Below are 18666 nucleotides of genomic sequence, written 5' to 3'. Positions count from 1 at the left end.
ATCTTCAATTGCTACTCTTTTCAGACCTTTTATTAAATGTAAGTAAATAATTCATAATAAGGAATTGAACTCGCCTACAGCCCTGTGAAAAATCTTTATGGTTTCATCTGCTAAACTTGTAAAAATATCTTACAAGTTCACTTCTCCCCATTCCATTCAGCATAGAACTGCTCCAGATAAGTCTGTAGGAAGTCGTGGCGGCCTTGGGCAACTTGCTTGGCGGCTGGAGTGTTCATCAGGTCCTTGAGTTTGAGGAGTTTCTCATAGAAGTGCATGATGGCGGTGTCCTGACCATTGCGGTAATCCCCGTAAGTGAGATTTTCTCTGGGCTTCATGCTAGGGTCATGGATGGGGCGGCCCTTGTTGCCCGAATAGGCCATGGTTCTGGCGATGCCGATGGCTCCGATGGCATCGAGACGGTCGGCATCTTGGACAATCTTGCCTTCCAAGCTGAGAGGTTGGTCAGGTTCCTTCCCACCCTTGAAGGAAATGTTGGCGACGATAGCCATGATTTGCTCAATCTGCTCCTGGCCAAGTCCTTGACTTCCTAAGAAATCACGCACTTTTTTCAGTCCGACTTCCTGGCTAGGATTGAGCTTTTCATCAGCAATATCATGCAGGAGGGCGGCCATCTGACAGATAAAGAGGTCAGCCCTTTCTTGCTTAGCTAAGGTCATCGTCGTATTGGTCACTCGAACAATGTGCCACCAGTCATACCCGCTGGCTTCACCCTCCAGAGCATTCTGGACGAACTGGCGGGTTGCTTCTAAAATTTCAGTCTTGCCCTTGTTTGCCTCCCACTCTTGCTTAGTCAGTTGGTAGGTCCAGTTGCGGCAAGAGCGACCCGCTGGATCCTCAATGGGCTCACCTTCCTCAAGAAAGCGAAAGCCCAGCTTTTCTGCCACCCTCTGACTCTGGCGATTGTAGTCGTAGCAATGGATAAGAATCTTTTCCAGCTTCATCTGACCAAAACCAATCTCCAACAGGGCTTGACAGGCCTCGGGAATATAGCCCTGCCCCCAATAGTCAGGATGAAGGGTATATCCAATCTCTAGCACCTTATCTTCGTGGCGTTTGTTAAAATCAACCGAGCCGATGACTCGATTCTGACCCTTGAGAGTCAGCCCCCAGCCAGCAGGCAGCTTTTCATCTACCAAACGCTGGGGATAGAACTTCTCGATGTAGTTTATCTCATCCTCCAAGGTTTCGACCAAGGGAAAGGCCGCAGGGATGGCTACCTCAGGCAGGCTGACATAGGCCAGCATGTCCTTGGCATCCGCCACCGTCCGGTGTCTTAGAAAGAGTCGCTGAGTTTCAACATCTGGCAACCGACTATTTTCAATTTTTCCAAGAATTTTCATAATCAATCTTCTTTCCAAGGGGCTTAGCAATTCTATTAAGGAAGGTCGTTTTCGTTCTGTTCAAGCTGTATCACAATGCCCTTAGGCTCTTCTCACAGCATCGCCAAGTGCCATAGAAAAACGCCCCTGCCAATCTGACAGGGACGAATATGAATCCGCGGTACCACCCAAATTCGGACGGTTAGCGTCCGCAACTTAATTATCTGCTTCGCTTAATTTTTCAGCAACCAGTTTTGACATCTGTGCGGATTTCTCAGCAGGACCGCTTTCTGTAACAAATGGGTTTCAAAACACCTCTGATTTTTCTAATTCTAGCAGATTTTTCAATAAATTGCAATTCCGTTTGAAGCATAGATAGGGAATTTTCTTACTTTCTTCCTAGAGTCTGTTCCTTATTTCAATCCTCTGAAAGTTTCGCTTTTAATCCTATCAGCAGTAATACCTTGGTCAGCCAGAAAAGCCTTCATCGCCTTAACATCATCTGGCTGACCAGCCACAAGATAAGTGCCCCTGTTTCCGTATTTTTTCACAGCTTTTTCAAGACTAGCCTTGCTTTGAGAAAGACTAGCGCTTCTGTCATAAGTGAACAGGGATTCTTGATTAGCCAGTCCTTTCATTTCTTCATCAAAAACGTTAACGCCTTTATCTAAGTGATTGAGGACTATTTCACGCTTGCCAGCCTGTTTAAGTGCCAAAGGACGCAAGGCTGCAATTCCTACACCTGAAGCAAAGCAAACCAACGGTGTCTGCTTATCCTTAATTTTTAGAGAGGATTCTATCCAACTAATTTTGATCTTGGAGCCGACAGACAGGGATGTCAGATGCTTCTTGAAACTACTGCTACCCTTGTGAGTGAGAAGGAGAATCTCATTCTCATCAGAATTGGAAGCCAGAGTCAACCATCGGCTCTTTTGCCCACTTTCTTCGGCCTCAGGAAGGGTAACTTTAGCGTAAGAGCCTGGCTCCCAAGTCATATTTTTCGGCTTTTTGAGATGAATGAGATAAAGATCACCACTTGGGTTTTCAATAGACCTCACGGTCAAAGCTTGGCTACGCCCCAGATAAGCAATCACACCCCAAGTAATCAAGCAGCCTACTAGTCCGATAGCAAGCAATATTAGAATTATTTTTAGCATTTTAGAATGTCCTTTCATTTCTTACTCCTTAGCACCTATTTCTAAAACTTAAGAGACAGTCAAGCGGTCAGAGCGATAACTGGTACAAAGCCCATTAGTTTAACAATCCTAGACACATCCGGCAGACTGTAGATGTAGACTTAGTAACGAGGGGCACTAGGCAGATACCACCGACCTGAAAAATAGCAGGCAGACCTGAAATCATGCAGAGGCCTACGCCAGAAGGACACCCACCTGTTGCAAAAAACATAAAATCAGGGTTAAGTCCGACAGGGAACTCTGTCATCCTCCATACAAGAACCAAAGCTTCCATGACCGTAAGGCAAAGGCCTGCAATACTTCATTCATTTTTATTCATAATCGTATCCCCTTCGATGGATGTGAATGAATAAATTTTAATATTCATTCACATCTTTGTAAAAATAAAGAAGTGGAATTCCTTATTTCAAAAGTCCTTTGACAAAGTAGGTTGCTAGGCTTTCAATAGTTTGACTAATATTTGGAAAATCTTGCTCGGTAATATGCATGTCCATATAATAAAAGAGCTGATAAACCTGGAAGACCTCTTGGATTTTCTCAGCGGTAAAACCTGCTTCCTGCATCCGCTTAGTGAAGGTCGTCTGCAAAAACTGATGGAAAGCATTATCAGTCCTGCCCTTCTCCGAATCATAGTAGCTATGCAACAACTCGGAAACGGCTGGATTGTACCACTCAGACATGATTTTACTGGTAGAAACCAGGCTACGCGACTTCCCAAAGAGCTGACCCACCACCTCTGGCAACTCCCCCTGCCAATTAATATCATCCATTATAATCTGCCTCACACGATTATTTTCGTCGATGTAAACATCAAGGAAAATATCTTCCTTGGCGGCATAATAATTGTAAAAAGTTCCAGCTGCTACACCAGCTCGCTTAGTAATTTCTGAAATACCCGTCGCTTTATAGCCTTTCTGGGAGAAGATTTCGTGTGCAACAGCTTTCAGTTGCTGTTTTTTGTCGATAGTCATGGAAGCTCCTTTCTTTTTAAATTTTAAAAAAATGAATGAATGCTTATTTTTGTTTATTCATATTTTAATACCTTTTACAGTAATTGTCAATCAGCAACCGTAAAAATCTTACATTTTCCTACACTCTGGTTACTCACCTCGCTATCCAAATCCGAGGAAAAGCACAATTTTTTCGAGGGACTGAAGTCGCTTAGGTTGGGGCAGTCTAAACAATCTCCTAAGTGAGGGACTAAACTTTTCTCCTATTAGAACAAAAAAACTATCCAGCATGGTGCCAGATAGGATTAAACTTCTATTAAGAACGGTAGTGCAAGCTTTTAATTTTAATCAGCCACTACCGCTTATATTGCAATTTCTTGATTAGTCAGCAAATACAACGCCGTTTTCTTTCAAGCTAGTAATAGCTGCTGGGCCAATGCCCTTGACAGCTAAGACATCTTTTTCAGAAGCTTTGGCAAAGTCTGCTTGTGACTTAAAGCCTGCTTCTTCAAGACTAGCTTGCTTAGCAGCACTGAGACCTGCAAAAACATCAGTCGCTTCTGCTTTAGGAGCTGACTTGACTTGGGCCTTCGTTTGAGCTGGCTTCTTAGGAGCCGCTGGCTTGACCGCTGCAGTCTCTTGAGCAGCTTGGCCCTTGATGAGACCTTGACGTTTCATTTGCAATTTCAGTGCTTTTTTACGATTTTTCTTTTTTGACATTCTAAACTCCAAAAAACTTTTTTTACTATTATAGCAGGTTCTTTTCAGAAAATAAACACCAAAAAGCCTAGAAATGGCAATTCTAAGCCATTCTTTACAGAATTGTAATCTAGTTCAAAGGAATTTCCTTGCTTATTTCTTAAAAAATATATTAGACTATTAGTCGGATTAAGTCTTTGATAAGAAATACTTTGTCCCTGCAAAACTTTACAGGTTTGAAGAGGACAGAGACTATCGAAAAAAAGGAGAAAAGTTTATGATTATTTGGCGTGGTAAGGGACTTTTGCTCCTCGTTTCAATTTTTGCAGGCGGTATTGCCTCCGGACTAGTTGGCTCAATGGCTGCCAACCTGTCTGTCGGACCGCTCAAGTCCTTGGTGGCCTTTTTAGCGGCACTTGCCTTTGGAGTCAGTGCCCTAGTCAATCACATCTTTTGCAAGACCCTCTTAAAAAACGAGGGCTGACGCCGGGTGGTAGACCCCAAGACCGGTCAGGCTTATATCCTCAATAATGTCAGTCGCTTCTACTTCATCCCAAATACCACTTGGACTTACATCCTTCTGGCTATTTACCCGGTGGCTGTCCTTATATCTGGCTTTCACTTAGTAGCCAGCTTCTTCTAATATTGGGTTAAATTAAAATTTTGACACTTCTTAAAAAGTGCGGACACAAGAAATTATCTAGCGGATGATTTGCTATTTGTTTGATAAAAAGCAAAGGTCTAGGCAGATTGTTTTCTGCTTAGGCCTTTTTTCAACTGTTTCTCAATAGCTTCGTTTGCCCATCAAGTCCTCCGGCAGGTCGTGGAAGGACTTACCTTGATGATAGTTGGCAAATTTTCCCTGCAAATACTGATAAGCATCCAGGCGGCTTTCATAGCGGATGACCGCTTCTTTTGCCCGCTCGTCGCCATCTTCTTCCCAGACCTGCTGACTGGTTTTGATAGCTGTTTCATTGACCAGAATCTGGGTCTTGAGCCAGTCTTCAAAGTCTTTTAAAAATTCTTGTTCGTAGGTCATTGACGACTCCTTCATAAAATACTAAGCCCCATTATACCATAGACTTAACCTAATAAAACCATCAATATTGGAATAACAACCAAGGTCATGAGGGTGGTCTCTGTTACCATGACAGCTGCATAATCCGCATCAGCCCCGTAGAGCTTGGAGACAACGGGAGCATTGGTCATAACGGGCATGGCTGACTGGATGATAAAGACTTCCTTCATCAGATGAGGCATCTTGGTTGGCATGACCATGAAGGTCATGAGCAAGGGAGCCACGACAAAACGGCCTAGAAGGATAAGAAGATTATCCTTGCCCAGACGGAGCTTGGACAAGCCCAGCTTAGAGATAGAAATTCCAATGAAAATCATGGACAAAGGGATGGTAATATTGCCCAAATAAATCAAATCCGACAAAAGAAAATGGGGCAGCTTGACTCCTAAGAGGACTAGAGCCACGCCCACCATAAAACCAAGCAGGGGCGCAGAAAAAATCTTTTTGAGGCTGTCCTTCCAGCTAAGCCCTCGACCAAGCTCGCCATCACGCTGAATCAGGTAGAGACCGATGGTCCAAAAGAAGGTCGTATTGCACATGTAATAGACCAAGACATAGGGAACACTGGCATCGCCAAAGAGGGCCTGATTGATAGGGAGACCGACAAAGACAGTGTTGGAGTTAAAGAACATGGAGGTAAAGAGGCCCCGATGGGACTTCTTGACCTGAAAAATCTGGGCAAAGGCCATGGCAATCCCCAAAAGAATGACCATGGACAGGGCCGGATACCGCAGCTGGGGTAGCATAGTCTTGAGGTCATTGGCCGAAAAACGACCGACAATGGTCTCAATCATATAGCAAGGAAGGCCTATCTGGGTCACCAGACGGGCAATCAAACTGGAAGACTTGTCATCAAACCAACCCCGATTTGCCAAAACATAGCCAACAACCACCATAATAATGATGGTAACAATTCCCGAGATACTCTGTAAAAAGACAGACAAGCTTACTCGCCTCCTTCTCGCTCAGCCAGATAGTTGAGCATGGCTTGAGCTGCCCTTTGGACATCTTCTCCATGAAAACCGTGACCAGCCCCAGGAAAAACTAGCAATTTGGCATCTTGATAGGTTGCTTGAGCCCGCTCAGAGTAGGCTAGGGGCACAATCTTATCACTATCTCCGTGAACGATGAGGACCGGCTTGGTATAGCCAGCCAATTCTTGGTAAATATCAAAGGAAAGGGCATCTTGGTTGTAGATAGCACCAATTTGGGTTCCCATTACCATGCAGGATTGAGGACCTTGTCCAAAGTCTTCTAGCCGTTTTTTGGCATCATCTTGAAGAACAAAGGCAGGATAAATGAGAATTAGACCAGCAATCTCCTGAGGAATTTGCCCAGCTACATAGGCTGAGACGAAGCCCCCCTGGCTTTCGCCCATGAGGTAAACCCGCTTAGGGTCAATCTCGGGGCGTTCCTGCAACTGCTCAAGTACAGCCTGCAAATCTCTAGCCTGAGTCAGAACTGACATGGCAAGGAAATCACCATCGCTCTGCTTGGAGGAACCGTCACCAGAACCAACAAAGTCATAGGAATAGACAGCATAACCCGCTTGATAGGCCTGCGTTCCTAGGTGGCTACCTCTAAAGCCGTGTGATATGATAATCAAGGGAAGTTGGCCTGAATTCTCATCGGGGCAATAATACTTCCCGTAAATCTTAAAGCCATCTCTTTTCAACCATAAATCTTGAACTGCCATGAGCACCTCCTTATGTGCGAATAAATGTAAGAACGCTAGCCAGATGACACCTGATTGGTAGATGGCTAGGCCCTGTCCCAGCTTTTGATACTCTTTAAAGTTCAAAGCCAGTATCTTACTGCCTCAACACGATCACATCTGAAAAACTACTATGTAGCTTTAACTAATGAAACAATTCTAAAGTGATACTTTCGCCAAAGTGGTATTATTAGCAACAAGCACAGCTATTGCTAATAACGGAAATTTTGAGTCTTGGGCTCAAAATTTAGCAATGAAACTCCGAGAGGAGTTTGCTTGCGTCCGCACTTTTAAGAAAGTATCAAATTTTGCTTTTTATTGAGTATGATAAAAAAGCAAGAAAGGGCTGAAACAAATGTTTCAACCCTCTCACTTAGACTGCCACCACCGAGAATCGAACTCGGAACGGAGCATTACCATTGCTCTATTATACCATTTAACTACAGCGGCTACCTATTTATAATACCATAGTCGCTTTTCTCTGACAAGACATAAATTTGAAAAATTTAACGAAATTTTCCTCAAAATTTTCAAGCACGCTGACTAGGGGCTACTTGGTTTTGCCAGTCCAACTTTCAAAGCTAGATTCAAGGACGTAGACTTGAGTAAAACCAGCCTTTTTCAAAATAGAAACGGCACGGGGAATGGCCTGCCCTCGTGAATTATCATAGAGAAGGACTGGCTTATCCTTACGCAGGGCAGAGAGGGTTTCCTTGAACTGTTGGATTTGGAAGTTGCGGGCCCCTAGGATATGCTTGTCCTGAAAGGACTTGGGAGCCCGCAAATCAACGATTTGCCCCTGGTGCATGAGGTCCTGAAAGTCGCTATTATTGATGAATTTGGCCGAACGGCGGAGCCAGAAATAGCGACCGACCGTCCAAGCTAAAAAGCCCAAGAGGATGATAGCGACTAGAATCCAATTGATAAGCGTTTGTGACATGATGACTGATTTCTCCTTTTACAAGATAGAGAGCCGTTAAGCACCATATAGGAAAATAGAGAAAGAGACGCAGATGCAAGCTAAACATCTAGGAAACTTCTTCTTTTTCCACAGTGGTGTCGGCGAGTTCATTTCAATAAAAAATTCCTAATGAAGAAGTCCGCCAAGCGTCGGCGGACAAATCCCATATTTTAAGCAAATTGACGGGCCAGGCTAGCTGCACCGATGATACCGGCATCATTGCCCAACTCAGCAATCTTAATCTTGGTTGAGCTTTTAACAGCTGGAAAGGCAAATTGCAGGAAGTATTTTTCAACCCGACTACGAAGAAATTCACCAGCCGCAGAAACGCCACCACCGAGGACGATGGAATCTGGATTGAGGGTATTACCCAGATTGGCGGTTGCTAGGCCTAGATAGAAGGCCACTTTTTCGACAACAGAATCGGCGAATTTATCACCGTCTTGGGCAGCAAGGAAAACATCCTTACTGGTAACCGTTTCGCCATTATCAATAGTCGCCTTGATTTGTGAGTCCCCTTCATACTCTTCAGCCAAGAGACGGGCGACCCGAACAACACCTGTCGCTGAAGCAACGGTTTCCAAGCAGCCCTTGTTACCACAAGTACATTCGAAACCATCAAAAGGTTGAACATTGATATGGCCGATTTCACCACCAGCACCAGCCACCCCGTGGATAAGGTTGCCGTCAGCGATGATGCCACCACCGACACCAGTACCAAGGGTGACCAGAATCACGTCAGGATTATTACCACCAGCACCGGTCCAGGCTTCACCCAGAGCGGCCACATTGGCATCATTATCAATGGCAAAAGGAATGCCAACTTCTTTTTCGATAAGAGAACCGACCTCTTGGGTCTTGGCCCAGTTGAGGTTGAAGGCCCCCGTTACTGTCTTTTGCTTGCGGTCAACAGCACCAGGCGAGCCCATGCCGATACCGATAAAATCATCCTTGCTTAAGTTATAGAGGGCCAGACGATGCTTGAGAGACTCGATAATATCTGGCACAATGTGCTTGCCATCTTCCAAGGTATTGGTCTCGATAGCCCATTTCTCTTGGACTTCTCCTTGTGTTGTCAGAATCCCAAATTTGATGGTAGTTCCCCCCAGGTCAATTCCCAATAATTTTTTAGTCATGCGTATTCCCTTCTTCTAGTCTTCGCTTTTCCAAGCGATGTTCCCGTCGCAAAATCAATTCAGCTGTCAGATAGTCTTGCTTCTCCACTAGGCCAGATTGATAAAGTCGCTCTAATTCAATTTTCATCATTTCAATATCATAGAGCCGCTTGCCCAGATAAACGATTATGCCAAACCGCTTGAGCAATTGCTGAACATCATACAAGGTTTTCATAAGCAAATTGTACCAAAAAAAGCGAACGCTTTCAAGCTCATCCGGAAGCGTTTTCTGAAATTTTCTCGGAGATGTTTTCTGATTGAGGCAGATAGTCGTGAGTAGGGAGTTGGCCCTACTTAAGCTCCAGAAGATTGGAGCACCCCCTGATGAGGGATCTGCCTTTGCTAAGAGCCTGTAGTTTTGGACCGGCGGAGAGGGTACTTTCCTCTTTCAAACTTAGAAACCCATACGGACTATGAAAAAGAACGGCCCTAAGGTCGTTCCATTCTATCTATATTGGGTAAGTTTAGTCCAATCCTGAGGCTTGGCCCAGTTCGGCTTGAACCATCCAGAGGGTCTTTTCAACATCAGCTTGGGCTGCTGTGAAGATATCGTTGCTTGGAGCGTCGCCTTCTTCATCTGTAACATCCAGACCGACTTGATAGAGCTTATCCAAGTAGCTATAAACCTCAACCAGGCGACTGAGATGGTCTTCCATGGATTTATCCCAGGTGCCCTTTTCTTCGGTCAAATTAGAATTTTGGTCAAATTCAGCCAAGGTCGAATAAGGGTCGCCGCCAAGAGTAATCAGACGTTCGCTGATTTCATCAAGATTGGCATTGATGGCATCCATGTATTCATCCATCTTTGGATGAAGGTGCAGGAAGCCGCGGCCTCGCATGTACCAGTGAACTTGGTGAACAATGGAATAGGCCTTAGACAAATCGGCAACGGCCTGATTGAGAACGGCCTTGGTCTTTGGCCGAGAACCAGATTGACTAGCAGCTGCTTGGGCCTCTTGCTTAGCAATTGTATCTAAAGAATATGACATAAGATAACCTCCTTGTATTGTAAAGAACCCATTCTAAAATGGATTATCTAGAAAAAATCAGTTGACAGATAATTCTTATTTAGAATCATTCTTATCTTCTGACACCTTTATTCTAGCTCAAGCCCAACAAATATGCAACCATTTGAATTATTTTCGAACTAATAAGTATGGATACACTTTTAATATTCTTTCTTGGAGCCAGTCTGGGCTCCTTTCTGGGCTTGGTTCTGGACCGCTTTCCGGAAAAATCTATCATTTGGCCTGGCAGCCAGTGCGACAACTGTGGCAAGGCTCTGGCTATCAGAGATTTAATTCCCATCCTTTCTGAAGTTGCTAATGGTTTTGCCTGCCGTTTCTGCGGAGAAAAATTACCAGTCAGCTATTGTCTGTTAGAACTGGCTTCTGGACTTGCTTTTTGGCTGGGCTGGACGGGGCTATTGAGTTGGACCCAGGTCTTTTTGATTTTGGTCAGCCTTCTGCTCAGCCTCTACGACCTCAAGGGCCAAAATTATCCTCTAGTCATTATTTTGCTGGCGGGACTCACTTTGTTTTTGCTTGAGGGTGGCAATACTCCGGTCTTGGTTCTTCTTCTCTTGGGCATTCTGGCTCAAATCCTACCCTTAGGAATCGGAGAGGGGGACCTCTATTATTTGGCCTTTCTAGCTCTAGCTTTGGACCTTTATTCCCTGCTCTGGATAATTCAGTTGGGAAGCCTCTTGGCCATCCTTTTTATCATCAGTCGCAAAGAAAAAAGAGCAGTTCCTTTCCTGCCCTTTCTGAGTTTAGCTTATTTGCTTGAATTGGTTTTGCTGAGGATGAGCTGACGTTTTCTTTTTCACTCCCGCCTAGCTTTCCTCACTCATCCGCTTCATCCACCTAGGGATTTCCTGGCTGATGCTGGTAGGGAGGACGACATAGGCATCCTGGGCAAGACTATCTGCGATGGCTGAATGCAGGTAGCTGGCTGCTGCCACGCTCTCAAAGAGGTCGTCCCTGAACTGGGCGACAAAGCCTGTAATCATGCCAGCCAGGGTATCGCCCATGCCACCGGTTGCCTGATAGGGGCCTCCGACCGCCAGTTGACCGACTTGACCAGTCTGGTCATAGATTCTCGTCTTATGGGACTTAGCCACTAGAATCGTTTGGCTAGGAAAAATGGCTAGGGCTGTTTGGGTATTTTCTTGGTTTTGTTGGGCAATGGCTATGCCTGACAGGCGTTCCCATTCTTTCTGATGGGGTGTCAGGGCAAGCTTCTGCGTGGGCCAGTCAATCTGGTCCTTTTCTGCCAACAAATCTAGGGCTGAACCATCAATGATTAGGATCTGCTCTGGGCTAGTTTGGGCTAAGACAAGGGCCAAAGTTTTCTGAGCCAGCGGGGAGGTGCCCAAGCCTGGACCAATCAGGATGACATTGCTGGCCTGAATTTGCTGGGTTAAAAGGGCTGAGTCTGCCAAATCAAAGGCCATGGCTTCAGGCAGATGACTATGCAGGGCTGAAATATTAGCGGGATCACTGGCCACCGTCACCAAACCAGCTCCGCTATTGACTGTCGCTAAGGCAGCCATAATGATAGCACCACCGTAGGGGTAGAGACCGCCAATGAGGAGGGCACGGCCAAAAGTCCCCTTATGACTTTTAAGGGGACGGGGCTGGATAAGATCTTTAACGAGTGCTTCATCAATAATCATAGGCTCACACTTCTCAAGGCTGCTTGGTAGGTTTGTTCCAGAAGCATGGTGATGGTCATAGGGCCGACACCTCCAGGAACTGGGGTAATCAGACTGGCAAGTTCAGCGACTTCGTCAAACTTGACATCGCCGATTAGTTTGCCATTGTCATCACGATTCATACCGACATCAATGACCACCGCTCCTTCTTTGACATAATCCTTGGTCACAAAATTTCCTTGACCAATGGCCACAATCAGGACATCCGCCCGCTTACAAACCCGAGCCAGATGACGGGTGCGAGAATGGGTCAGGGTGACTGTGGCATTCTTATCTAGGAGCAATTGGGCCATGGGCTTGCCGACGATATTGGAGCGACCAACAATGACGGCGTTCTTACCTTCCAGGTCAACCTGGTATTCTCGGAACATTTCCATGATTCCGGCAGGCGTACAAGGGACCATGAGAGGACGACCAGACCAGAGATGACCGGTGTTCATGGGGTGGAAACCATCGACATCCTTTTTGGGGTCAATGGCCAAAATCACCCGCTTATCATTGATATGACTTGGCAGAGGCAACTGGACCAAAATCCCATGAAAGGCTGGATCTTGGTTGTATTTTTCAATGACAGCAAGCAATTCTTCCTGGCTGATGCTATCCGATAGGCGGACGGTTTCGCTAGTGAAGCCGGCTGCTAAGGCGGAGCGTTCCTTATTGCGGACATAAACTTGACTGGCAGGATTATCCCCGACCAAAATCACCACCAGGCCTGGCACGATACCATGCTGGGCCTTGAGTTGGGCTACTTTTTCTGCTAACTGGCCCTGCATTTTCTTGGCCAGGGCCTTACCATCAATAATTTTCGCTGTCATTCTTATTCCCAATACTATTTATTTAATCTGGCTGGAACGATGAGTTTGCCAGTGCGTCCTAGCGACGTCGGTCCCACTTTCTGGATCATGTGACCCTCTAGATGCTACTCCAACGGCTCTCACCATCATTTCTCCATGTCCAATCTTGTTAACTTTAACACTTTAACGCAGTGGTTGATTTGTGATGATGGATTTGACGCTTTAGCGGTTAGTCCATCACATGCCAACGAAGTGGCGGTAAAGTTCTTATCTTGGGATGCTTTCCTATTTCTAGGCATCCCCTTAAATAGTCCACTGGACTATTTAACTACCAGGCAAGGGGTAGGTTCAACAGTCTGGGAGACTGTTGGAGAAAACCTAATCAACTTTGTGGGGGCGGACTACAAAATCGATTGTTTCACAATGCCGATTTTGTCTCCCTCCCATTATAGCAAAAAACCATTCCTTTTGGAATGGCCTGAAAGGGCTCTAAGAGAGGGCTGGATGGGCTAGGAACACTTACTAGGGCCTGTCCTCTTTCAGATATTAGGAACTCTTCTGGTTGATTTTTGTGGCCTTGCCCATCTCATCCTTGATGGGGCAGGCACAATCACAGTCGCCACAAGAACCTTTTTGTTTGATGTAATGTCTCAGGCCGGCAATAACCGCTAGAGCAATCAGGCCGGCAATAATATAAGTTGACATAGATTTAGACCTCCTCTTACAATTTATCGGCTAAAGGAAGGTTTTCCAAGGTAATGATCTCTTCCTTGACCTGACGGGGCTTTCTCAAAATGAAATACAGCATGCTTGCCAGAACCAAGAGGGCAATTCCAGGCCAGAAACTGAAAGCTTGACCATAAAGCAGAACCAGACCTAATTGGTAGATGACCAGGCTGACCAGGTAGGCCAGGCCAGTTTGAAAACCGATAGCCAGCAGGGTCCATTTGAGATTGCCCATTTCCCGACGAATGGTTCCGATGGCCGCAAAGCAAGGGGCACAAAGGAGGTTAAAGGTTAAGAAGGAATAGGCTGCTAGGGCCGTATAATCGCCCTGGAGGCTGGACCAGAGAGCCTTGCTAGTCTCTGTCGCATCTGGATTGTGGTAGAGAATTCCAAAGGTCGCTACCACGGTTTCCTTGGCCGCTAGACCTGTGATGGCCGCAACGGTCGCCTTCCAATTTCCAAAACCAAGTGGTGTAAATATCCAGGCCAGCAAGCGTCCCATGCTAGCTAGAATACTTTGGTCCGTCTCAACCGCTTGGAAGGTGAAATTATAGGACGACATAAACCAAATCAGAACCGTCAGACTAAAGATGATAGTTCCAGCTCTTTTGACAAAGCTAAGAGCTTTACCAGTCGCATAGCGGAGGACCGCTCTGATTTTTGGCAGATGGTAGCTAGGTAATTCCATGATAAAGGGACTGGTATAGCCACCCAAGAAGGAGGTCTTCTTGAGGGAAATTCCAGAAAAGATGATAGCTAGCATACCCATAAAATAAGTACTTGGAGCTACCCAAGGGCTGTTGGGGAAGAAGGCACCGGCAATCAGGGCAATGATAGAGAGCTTGGCCGAACAGGGCATAAAGGTTGTTGTCATGATGGTAATCCGCCGGTCTCGCTCATTCTCAATCGTTCGGCTAGCCATGATCCCTGGCACCCCACAACCTGTTGAAATCAGCATAGGGATAAAGGATTTTCCTGAAAGCCCAAAACGCCTGAAAATCCGGTCCATGACAAAGGCAATCCGGCTCATGTAGCCAATGTCCTCCAAGATTCCTAGACAGATAAAGAGGACAAAAATTTGAGGTAGGAAGCCTAGAACCGTACCAACTCCGGCGACAATCCCATTGACAATCAAGGACTGGAGCCAGTCAGCAACATGCAAATCCTGCAGGAAGCTGGTCACTAGATTGGGAATGTATTGGCCAAAGAGAACATCGTTGACCCAATCCGTTCCCATAGTCCCCACTGTCTGAATGGAGAGGTAATAAACCATGAACATGACCAGGGCAAAGATTGGCAGAGCCAAAATCCGGTTGGTGACCACCTTGTCTATCTTATCAGACAGGGTCATTTTGATATCGTCATCCTGACTTTGGGCCATTTTACAGACCCGCTCAATAAAAGCATAGCGTTGGTTGACCACGATGGTCTCTGAGTCCTCGGTGAAGACTTCCTCAGTAATCTTGATAATCTCGTCAATCTCCTGCTTTTGGAAGGGGGAGAGATTGAATTTGGATTCAACCAGTTGGTCTCGCTCAAAAAGTTTGATGGCATAAAAGCGACTAGAGGACTGAGGAACTGTCTGTCCCAACACCTCAATGATTTGAGCGAGAGCCGCCTCAAACTTATCATCATAGGTTGGGTACTGGATGGTCTCCACACTGGCCTTGGTCGTCTGGCTAGCCTTCCTTAGGGCCTTGTCCACGCCCGTATTTTTTAGGGCACTGGTTGCGATGACTGGCAGGCCCAATTGGTAGGCCAACTTCTCGCTATTAATGGTCCGACCCTGACTTTTGAGCACATCACTCATATTGAGGGCCAGGGTGACTGGAATCCCTGTCTCAATCAACTGGATGGTCAGATAGAGATTACGCTCTAGGTTGGTAGCATCCACCACATTTAAGACCGCGTCCGATTGATTGCTGAGGAGGTAATCCCTAGCAATCTTTTCTTCTGGGCTATAGGGTGACAGAGAATAAATCCCAGGCAAGTCCTGAATGGTTATATCAGGTAATTTCTTAACCTGGCCACTCTTTCGCTCAACCGTGACCCCGGGCCAATTCCCCACATGCTGGTTGGTCCCCGTCAAGAGGTTAAAAAGACTGGTCTTACCGCTATTGGGATTCCCGATAAGGGCAATTTCTGTCATACTTGGCTCCTTCCTGGTTAATTGCGACGTTTATGTAGATTGGTCGATGACACCAATCCACATAAACTAGTAAGTGAGCTAGAGATTTTCCATAGAAAATCTCGTGGTTGAACAAGCATTTTAATGCTTTGTGAAACTGCTCAATTGAACTCGCCTACACTCCTGTGAAAATAGAGAGGTCGCTGTTTTGACTTTAGTCAATTTACAGCCACGGCGACCTTGAGATACAAAGCTTCTTAAGTGTTAGCCACCTTCGTCAGCTTTCCTAAGATCTTTTAAGTGCTTAACGGCTTAGCGACAATCGAACCAGACAGTCGATATTACTGTCTGGTTTGAATTAGAGAGAGAGCTAGGCAATTCCCCCAGTAATTGTCGTTAGCCATCAGTTGCTTTAGTAACTAGATGACTTTGCTCTGTCGTATCTTGTTAGTCCTTGCTTCTGACCACGCTTATCATTTGGGCTTCTGATTTCCGCAGGGACAATTCATAGCCCCGTAAGCTAATTTCGATAGGATCTCCTAGAGGAGCGACCTTCCGCAGATAAATCTTGGTATGCTTGGTCAGACCCATATCCATAAGCCGACGCTTGGCTTCATTGACAGCGAAGATATTATCAATATAGGCTGACTGACCCACCGCCAATGCGGACAGGGGCAGGGTCTCCTGCTCTTCCGCTAGCTCGGTCACGTCAATATTGGCCAAAATGGAGGTATCAAAGGCCAAACGATTGGACTTGAGAACAATAATGGCACTGGTCTTGGTCTTGGAAAGGACCTTGAGACTGGTGCCCACCTTGAGACCCAAATTAGCCAGATGACGCAGACTGGCCTCTGGCAAGTTAATACTGGCAACCTGGTAGGACTTGTTCAAGTCCGCCTCTTGCAAAATCATCTGGACCTCCTCGACCCATTTGGAAATTTTCTTGGCTACATTATACCATAGAAAACCCTATCAAATAAGCCTTTTAGCAAGATTAGAATCATTTCAAAGAGGCTCAAAAGATTGGAATCCTTCGCTCCTTATCTCATAACCGGTTGCTCTCATACCTAGGTAGAATCGAAAGTATCACTCGGCACTTACATCATCTGCTAAGAAACTCTATTTTGGAGCAAGATATGACCACGCTAGAGCTGTCAGTTGAAAGTTTTGAACTTCAAAGAGTCTGCCACCATCTTCGGTCTCCACCCTTTGTATCAAAAAATGGACCCCTGAGGGGTCCAGCCACTTTATTATTGTCTTCACAAGACCTTGCCCAAGAAATCCTTGGTCCGGTCTTCTTTGGTATTGTCAAAGACTTCTTGAGGGCTACCTTCTTCAACGATGATTCCGCCATCCATGAAGATGACACGGTCAGCTACTTCCTTGGCAAAGCCCATTTCGTGGGTGACGATAACCATGGTCATACCAGATTTAGCTAGGTCTTGGATAACGGCCAATACTTCTCCGACCATTTCAGGGTCCAGAGCAGAGGTTGGTTCGTCAAAGAGGAGGACATCAGGATCCATGGCCAAGCCACGGGCGATAGCAATCCGTTGCTGCTGACCACCAGAAAGTGAGGTTGGATTTGCCTTAGCCTTATCCTTGAGTCCCACCTTTTCCAGCAACTCATAGGCCTTCTCTTCGGCCTGTCCCCTGCTTTGCCCCTTAACCTTGGTTGACGCCAGGGTAATATTTTCCAAGACATTCATGTTGGGGAAGAGGTTAAATTGTTGAAAAACCATCCCCATCTTTTCCCGCATCTTGAAAACATCATTTTTAGCATCCGTGATATCCACACCTTCGAAACTAACCGTCCCCTTGGTAGGAACTTCCAAAAGATTCATCGTCCGCAGGAAGGTTGATTTTCCAGATCCCGAAGGACCGATGATAACGACAACTTCTCCCTTTTGGATCTCCAAATCAATACCATTGAGAACTTCATTTTCACCAAAATATTTATGCAGATTTTTAATAGAAATCAATGTATCTGTCATGCTTTTTGTCCTTTCCCGAGACGACTTTCAAGCCACTTCTGACCAGCCGTCAAGACGGTTGTCAACATGAGGTAGTAGAAGGCAGCAAAGAGCAGGGGCTCAATTGGAATATAGGTGGTCGCCAAAACCGTTTGGGCCCCATTCCACAATTCCATAATCCCAATAGTTTGCAGGAGCGAGCTATCCTTGATAACGGTAATAAATTCATTTCCCAAGGCTGGCAGGATATTCTTAAAGGCCTGGGGCAGAACCACATAACGCATGGTCTTGCCGGGCTTAATCCCTAAAGAATAGGCTGCTTCCAATTGTCCCTTAGGGACAGCTTCGATACCGGCCCGGACGATTTCAGAAATATAGGCACCACTGTTGAGTGAGAGGATGATAATTCCCGGAATCAACCGTGAGAAGTCCAACTCGACTGTTCCAAATCCGACAGTTGGTGCACTCTTAAAGTTCATCCAGAGGAAGGCAATCATGATTTGCACAACCATAGGCGTTCCTCGGAAAACCCAGACGTAAAAGCTCACCAACCAATTTAAAATTTTGATATGGGAGCGTTTGGCCAAGGCGACCAGAACCCCTAAAATGGTCCCAAAGAAAACCACACAAACGGAAATCATCACGGTGACCAAGACACCGTAGTTAAAATAACCCCAATATTTGGGTAAAAAAGAAAAATCAAAATTCACAGGCTTACTCCTATTTCAAATAGCCAGGAATGGAAATTAAAGGAAACAAAAAATCCATCCCATGCCCTGTTTTATTAACAAATTTGTTAATAATTTTACCACAAAATGAATAATAATACAATGTCATTTTATAATTTTCTGCTTTTCCTCTGATTCCTGTATAATTTTGAAAGTTCTAAAATGAAGTTAGCCAGCACAAGGGTATAAAAAAACACCTCAGAGAGATATAATTGTAATCACCACAACAACAATTAGAAGGACTCTGAGATGCAAGACTATTATACACCAAAAGGGAAACAGTTAACACTAGCAGACCGTAGAATGATTGAACGGTGGTTACGAGAAGGGCTCTCCCATCGTGAAGTGGCTAGGCGATTAGCCAAAGCTCCCCAAACCATTAACAACGAAGTCAAACGTGGACAAGTTAGCCAGCAGGTACGCAAAGGCAAGTTTGAAGGGGTTTACTCAGCTGACTTTGCTCAAAAAGTCTATGAAAACAACCGTAA

The 18666-nt window shown here is 45.6% G+C and carries 23 protein-coding genes, 1 tRNA gene and 2 pseudogenes; 5 read left to right on the top strand and 21 right to left on the bottom strand.

The genetic code is table 11. The annotated features are described in order from the left end of the window. Window positions 1-137: 137 nt before the first annotated feature. From BS63_RS1000000112415 to BS63_RS0105075, 6 genes and pseudogenes are all read right to left on the bottom strand, one after another. Window positions 138-815, bottom strand: a complete 678-nt coding sequence (locus BS63_RS1000000112415) for an HD domain-containing protein (RefSeq protein WP_032798558.1) — start codon at window positions 813-815, stop codon at window positions 138-140. A 78-nt stretch (window positions 816-893) separates the two neighbouring features. Then, a pseudogene (locus BS63_RS1000000112410) lies at window positions 894-1361 on the bottom strand (GNAT family N-acetyltransferase); the annotation flags it as partial. Window positions 1362-1753: 392 nt separating this feature from the next. After that, a complete protein-coding gene (locus BS63_RS0105085; RefSeq protein ID WP_002962115.1) occupies window positions 1754-2515 on the bottom strand; it encodes a ferredoxin reductase domain-containing protein in 762 nt (253 codons plus the stop codon). Window positions 2516-2556: 41 nt separating this feature from the next. Then, window positions 2557-2810, bottom strand: a pseudogene (locus BS63_RS1000000112405) (hypothetical protein). Window positions 2811-2937: 127 nt separating this feature from the next. Further along, a complete protein-coding gene (locus BS63_RS0105080) occupies window positions 2938-3507 on the bottom strand; it encodes a TetR/AcrR family transcriptional regulator (protein ID WP_002962116.1) in 570 nt (189 codons plus the stop codon). Window positions 3508-3867: 360 nt separating this feature from the next. Then, on the bottom strand, window positions 3868-4206 hold the full coding sequence (locus BS63_RS0105075; protein WP_002962117.1) for a helix-hairpin-helix domain-containing protein: 339 nt from the start codon (window positions 4204-4206) through the stop codon (window positions 3868-3870). 256 nt (window positions 4207-4462) lie between these two features. On the opposite strand from BS63_RS0105075, the gene BS63_RS0105070 reads away from it, so the two are divergent. Together BS63_RS0105070 and BS63_RS1000000112135 are read left to right on the top strand one after the other, a co-directional pair. Continuing rightward, window positions 4463-4669, top strand: coding sequence for a hypothetical protein (locus BS63_RS0105070; protein ID WP_002962120.1), 207 nt, complete (start codon window positions 4463-4465; stop codon window positions 4667-4669). Between the two features lie 6 nt (window positions 4670-4675). After that, entirely contained in the window at window positions 4676-4828 is a 153-nt protein-coding gene (locus tag BS63_RS1000000112135; protein ID WP_019771312.1) for a hypothetical protein, read from the top strand. 141 nt (window positions 4829-4969) lie between these two features. On the opposite strand, the gene BS63_RS0105060 is transcribed toward BS63_RS1000000112135, so the two are convergent. The 8 genes from BS63_RS0105060 to BS63_RS0105025 form a co-directional block, all read right to left on the bottom strand. Beyond that, the gene (locus tag BS63_RS0105060; protein ID WP_002962122.1) at window positions 4970-5224 is read right to left on the bottom strand and encodes a DUF1912 family protein; all 255 of its coding nucleotides are present in this window, start codon (window positions 5222-5224) and stop codon (window positions 4970-4972) included. A 44-nt stretch (window positions 5225-5268) separates the two neighbouring features. Next, window positions 5269-6207, bottom strand: a complete 939-nt coding sequence (locus BS63_RS0105055) for an AEC family transporter (protein ID WP_002962124.1) — start codon at window positions 6205-6207, stop codon at window positions 5269-5271. Window positions 6208-6209: 2 nt separating this feature from the next. Then, the gene (locus tag BS63_RS0105050; RefSeq protein WP_002962125.1) at window positions 6210-6959 is read right to left on the bottom strand and encodes an alpha/beta hydrolase family protein; all 750 of its coding nucleotides are present in this window, start codon (window positions 6957-6959) and stop codon (window positions 6210-6212) included. Window positions 6960-7356: 397 nt separating this feature from the next. Beyond that, window positions 7357-7427: transfer RNA gene (locus tag BS63_RS0105045), tRNA-Thr, on the bottom strand. Window positions 7428-7527: 100 nt separating this feature from the next. Beyond that, window positions 7528-7917: a rhodanese-like domain-containing protein gene (locus BS63_RS0105040; RefSeq protein WP_002963223.1), complete on the bottom strand. Its 390-nt coding sequence runs from the start codon at window positions 7915-7917 to the stop codon at window positions 7528-7530. A gap of 191 nt (window positions 7918-8108) precedes the next feature. Next, window positions 8109-9074 (bottom strand): ROK family glucokinase, encoded by a 966-nt coding sequence (locus BS63_RS0105035; protein ID WP_002960010.1) that lies wholly within the window; start codon window positions 9072-9074, stop codon window positions 8109-8111. Continuing rightward, window positions 9067-9288, bottom strand: coding sequence for a YqgQ family protein (locus tag BS63_RS0105030; protein WP_002960009.1), 222 nt, complete (start codon window positions 9286-9288; stop codon window positions 9067-9069). Before BS63_RS0105030 ends, BS63_RS0105035 begins: the two co-directional genes overlap by 8 nt. A gap of 289 nt (window positions 9289-9577) precedes the next feature. After that, the gene (locus BS63_RS0105025; RefSeq protein WP_002960008.1) at window positions 9578-10102 is read right to left on the bottom strand and encodes a Dps family protein; all 525 of its coding nucleotides are present in this window, start codon (window positions 10100-10102) and stop codon (window positions 9578-9580) included. A 167-nt stretch (window positions 10103-10269) separates the two neighbouring features. On the opposite strand from BS63_RS0105025, the gene BS63_RS0105020 reads away from it, so the two are divergent. Next, a complete protein-coding gene (locus BS63_RS0105020; RefSeq protein WP_002960006.1) occupies window positions 10270-10926 on the top strand; it encodes a prepilin peptidase in 657 nt (218 codons plus the stop codon). 21 nt (window positions 10927-10947) lie between these two features. On the opposite strand, the gene BS63_RS0105015 is transcribed toward BS63_RS0105020, so the two are convergent. After that, a complete protein-coding gene (locus BS63_RS0105015; RefSeq protein ID WP_002960004.1) occupies window positions 10948-11790 on the bottom strand; it encodes an NAD(P)H-hydrate dehydratase in 843 nt (280 codons plus the stop codon). Beyond that, complete coding sequence (locus BS63_RS0105010; RefSeq protein ID WP_019768917.1) at window positions 11787-12644, bottom strand: bifunctional methylenetetrahydrofolate dehydrogenase/methenyltetrahydrofolate cyclohydrolase; 858 nt, start codon at window positions 12642-12644, stop codon at window positions 11787-11789. The genes BS63_RS0105015 and BS63_RS0105010 overlap by 4 nt, the downstream gene beginning before the upstream one ends. Before the next feature lie 135 nt (window positions 12645-12779). Here BS63_RS0105010 and BS63_RS0105005 point away from each other — a divergent pair, with 135 nt between their 5' ends. Next, window positions 12780-13136 carry a hypothetical protein gene (locus BS63_RS0105005; protein ID WP_019770894.1) on the top strand — a complete coding sequence of 119 codons (357 nt, stop codon included), beginning with the start codon at window positions 12780-12782 and terminating at the stop codon, window positions 13134-13136. Window positions 13137-13169: 33 nt separating this feature from the next. On the opposite strand, the gene BS63_RS1000000111760 is transcribed toward BS63_RS0105005, so the two are convergent. The 5 genes from BS63_RS1000000111760 to BS63_RS0104980 all read right to left on the bottom strand — a co-directional run bounded on the left by BS63_RS1000000111760 (window position 13170) and on the right by BS63_RS0104980 (window position 18160). Continuing rightward, window positions 13170-13328, bottom strand: a complete 159-nt coding sequence (locus tag BS63_RS1000000111760) for a FeoB-associated Cys-rich membrane protein (RefSeq protein ID WP_002963133.1) — start codon at window positions 13326-13328, stop codon at window positions 13170-13172. Window positions 13329-13344: 16 nt separating this feature from the next. Next, the gene (feoB, locus tag BS63_RS0104995) at window positions 13345-15498 is read right to left on the bottom strand and encodes a ferrous iron transport protein B (protein WP_002963132.1); all 2154 of its coding nucleotides are present in this window, start codon (window positions 15496-15498) and stop codon (window positions 13345-13347) included. A gap of 426 nt (window positions 15499-15924) precedes the next feature. Next, window positions 15925-16389 (bottom strand): ferrous iron transport protein A, encoded by a 465-nt coding sequence (locus BS63_RS0104990; RefSeq protein ID WP_002962878.1) that lies wholly within the window; start codon window positions 16387-16389, stop codon window positions 15925-15927. Window positions 16390-16736: 347 nt separating this feature from the next. After that, on the bottom strand, window positions 16737-17471 hold the full coding sequence (locus BS63_RS0104985; protein WP_028798462.1) for an amino acid ABC transporter ATP-binding protein: 735 nt from the start codon (window positions 17469-17471) through the stop codon (window positions 16737-16739). Beyond that, window positions 17468-18160, bottom strand: a complete 693-nt coding sequence (locus tag BS63_RS0104980) for an amino acid ABC transporter permease (RefSeq protein WP_002962880.1) — start codon at window positions 18158-18160, stop codon at window positions 17468-17470. The genes BS63_RS0104985 and BS63_RS0104980 overlap by 4 nt, the downstream gene beginning before the upstream one ends. Before the next feature lie 267 nt (window positions 18161-18427). On the opposite strand from BS63_RS0104980, the gene BS63_RS0104975 reads away from it, so the two are divergent. Beyond that, window positions 18428-18666: helix-turn-helix domain-containing protein (locus BS63_RS0104975; protein ID WP_028798470.1), on the top strand; the 239-nt coding region annotated here is incomplete at its 3' end.

Source organism: Streptococcus sobrinus DSM 20742 = ATCC 33478, assembly GCF_000686605.1.
Classification (GTDB): domain Bacteria; phylum Bacillota; class Bacilli; order Lactobacillales; family Streptococcaceae; genus Streptococcus; species Streptococcus sobrinus.
Note: the sequence above shows the minus strand (reverse complement) of the source record. Positions and strands in the feature narration are given on the sequence as shown.

What these genes read in the sequence shown, in the direction of transcription:
- BS63_RS0105050 (WP_002962125.1), bottom strand. Translation starts at nt 6,959, where the DNA reads ATGGCAGTTCAAGATTTATGGTTGAAAAGAGATGGCTTTAAGATTTAC.
- BS63_RS0105020 (WP_002960006.1), top strand. Translation starts at nt 10,270, where the DNA reads ATGGATACACTTTTAATATTCTTTCTTGGAGCCAGTCTGGGCTCCTTT.
- BS63_RS0105015 (WP_002960004.1), bottom strand. Translation starts at nt 11,790, where the DNA reads ATGATTATTGATGAAGCACTCGTTAAAGATCTTATCCAGCCCCGTCCC.
- BS63_RS0105040 (WP_002963223.1), bottom strand. Translation starts at nt 7,917, where the DNA reads ATGTCACAAACGCTTATCAATTGGATTCTAGTCGCTATCATCCTCTTG.
- BS63_RS0105060 (WP_002962122.1), bottom strand. Translation starts at nt 5,224, where the DNA reads ATGACCTACGAACAAGAATTTTTAAAAGACTTTGAAGACTGGCTCAAG.
- feoB (WP_002963132.1), bottom strand. Translation starts at nt 15,498, where the DNA reads ATGACAGAAATTGCCCTTATCGGGAATCCCAATAGCGGTAAGACCAGT.
- BS63_RS1000000111760 (WP_002963133.1), bottom strand. Translation starts at nt 13,328, where the DNA reads ATGTCAACTTATATTATTGCCGGCCTGATTGCTCTAGCGGTTATTGCC.
- BS63_RS0105030 (WP_002960009.1), bottom strand. Translation starts at nt 9,288, where the DNA reads ATGAAAACCTTGTATGATGTTCAGCAATTGCTCAAGCGGTTTGGCATA.
- BS63_RS0105070 (WP_002962120.1), top strand. Translation starts at nt 4,463, where the DNA reads ATGATTATTTGGCGTGGTAAGGGACTTTTGCTCCTCGTTTCAATTTTT.
- BS63_RS0105085 (WP_002962115.1), bottom strand. Translation starts at nt 2,515, where the DNA reads ATGAAAGGACATTCTAAAATGCTAAAAATAATTCTAATATTGCTTGCT.
- BS63_RS0105080 (WP_002962116.1), bottom strand. Translation starts at nt 3,507, where the DNA reads ATGACTATCGACAAAAAACAGCAACTGAAAGCTGTTGCACACGAAATC.
- BS63_RS0104985 (WP_028798462.1), bottom strand. Translation starts at nt 17,471, where the DNA reads ATGACAGATACATTGATTTCTATTAAAAATCTGCATAAATATTTTGGT.
- BS63_RS0104990 (WP_002962878.1), bottom strand. Translation starts at nt 16,389, where the DNA reads ATGATTTTGCAAGAGGCGGACTTGAACAAGTCCTACCAGGTTGCCAGT.
- BS63_RS0105010 (WP_019768917.1), bottom strand. Translation starts at nt 12,644, where the DNA reads ATGACAGCGAAAATTATTGATGGTAAGGCCCTGGCCAAGAAAATGCAG.
- BS63_RS0105025 (WP_002960008.1), bottom strand. Translation starts at nt 10,102, where the DNA reads ATGTCATATTCTTTAGATACAATTGCTAAGCAAGAGGCCCAAGCAGCT.
- BS63_RS0105075 (WP_002962117.1), bottom strand. Translation starts at nt 4,206, where the DNA reads ATGTCAAAAAAGAAAAATCGTAAAAAAGCACTGAAATTGCAAATGAAA.
- BS63_RS0105035 (WP_002960010.1), bottom strand. Translation starts at nt 9,074, where the DNA reads ATGACTAAAAAATTATTGGGAATTGACCTGGGGGGAACTACCATCAAA.
- BS63_RS0105005 (WP_019770894.1), top strand. Translation starts at nt 12,780, where the DNA reads ATGTCCAATCTTGTTAACTTTAACACTTTAACGCAGTGGTTGATTTGT.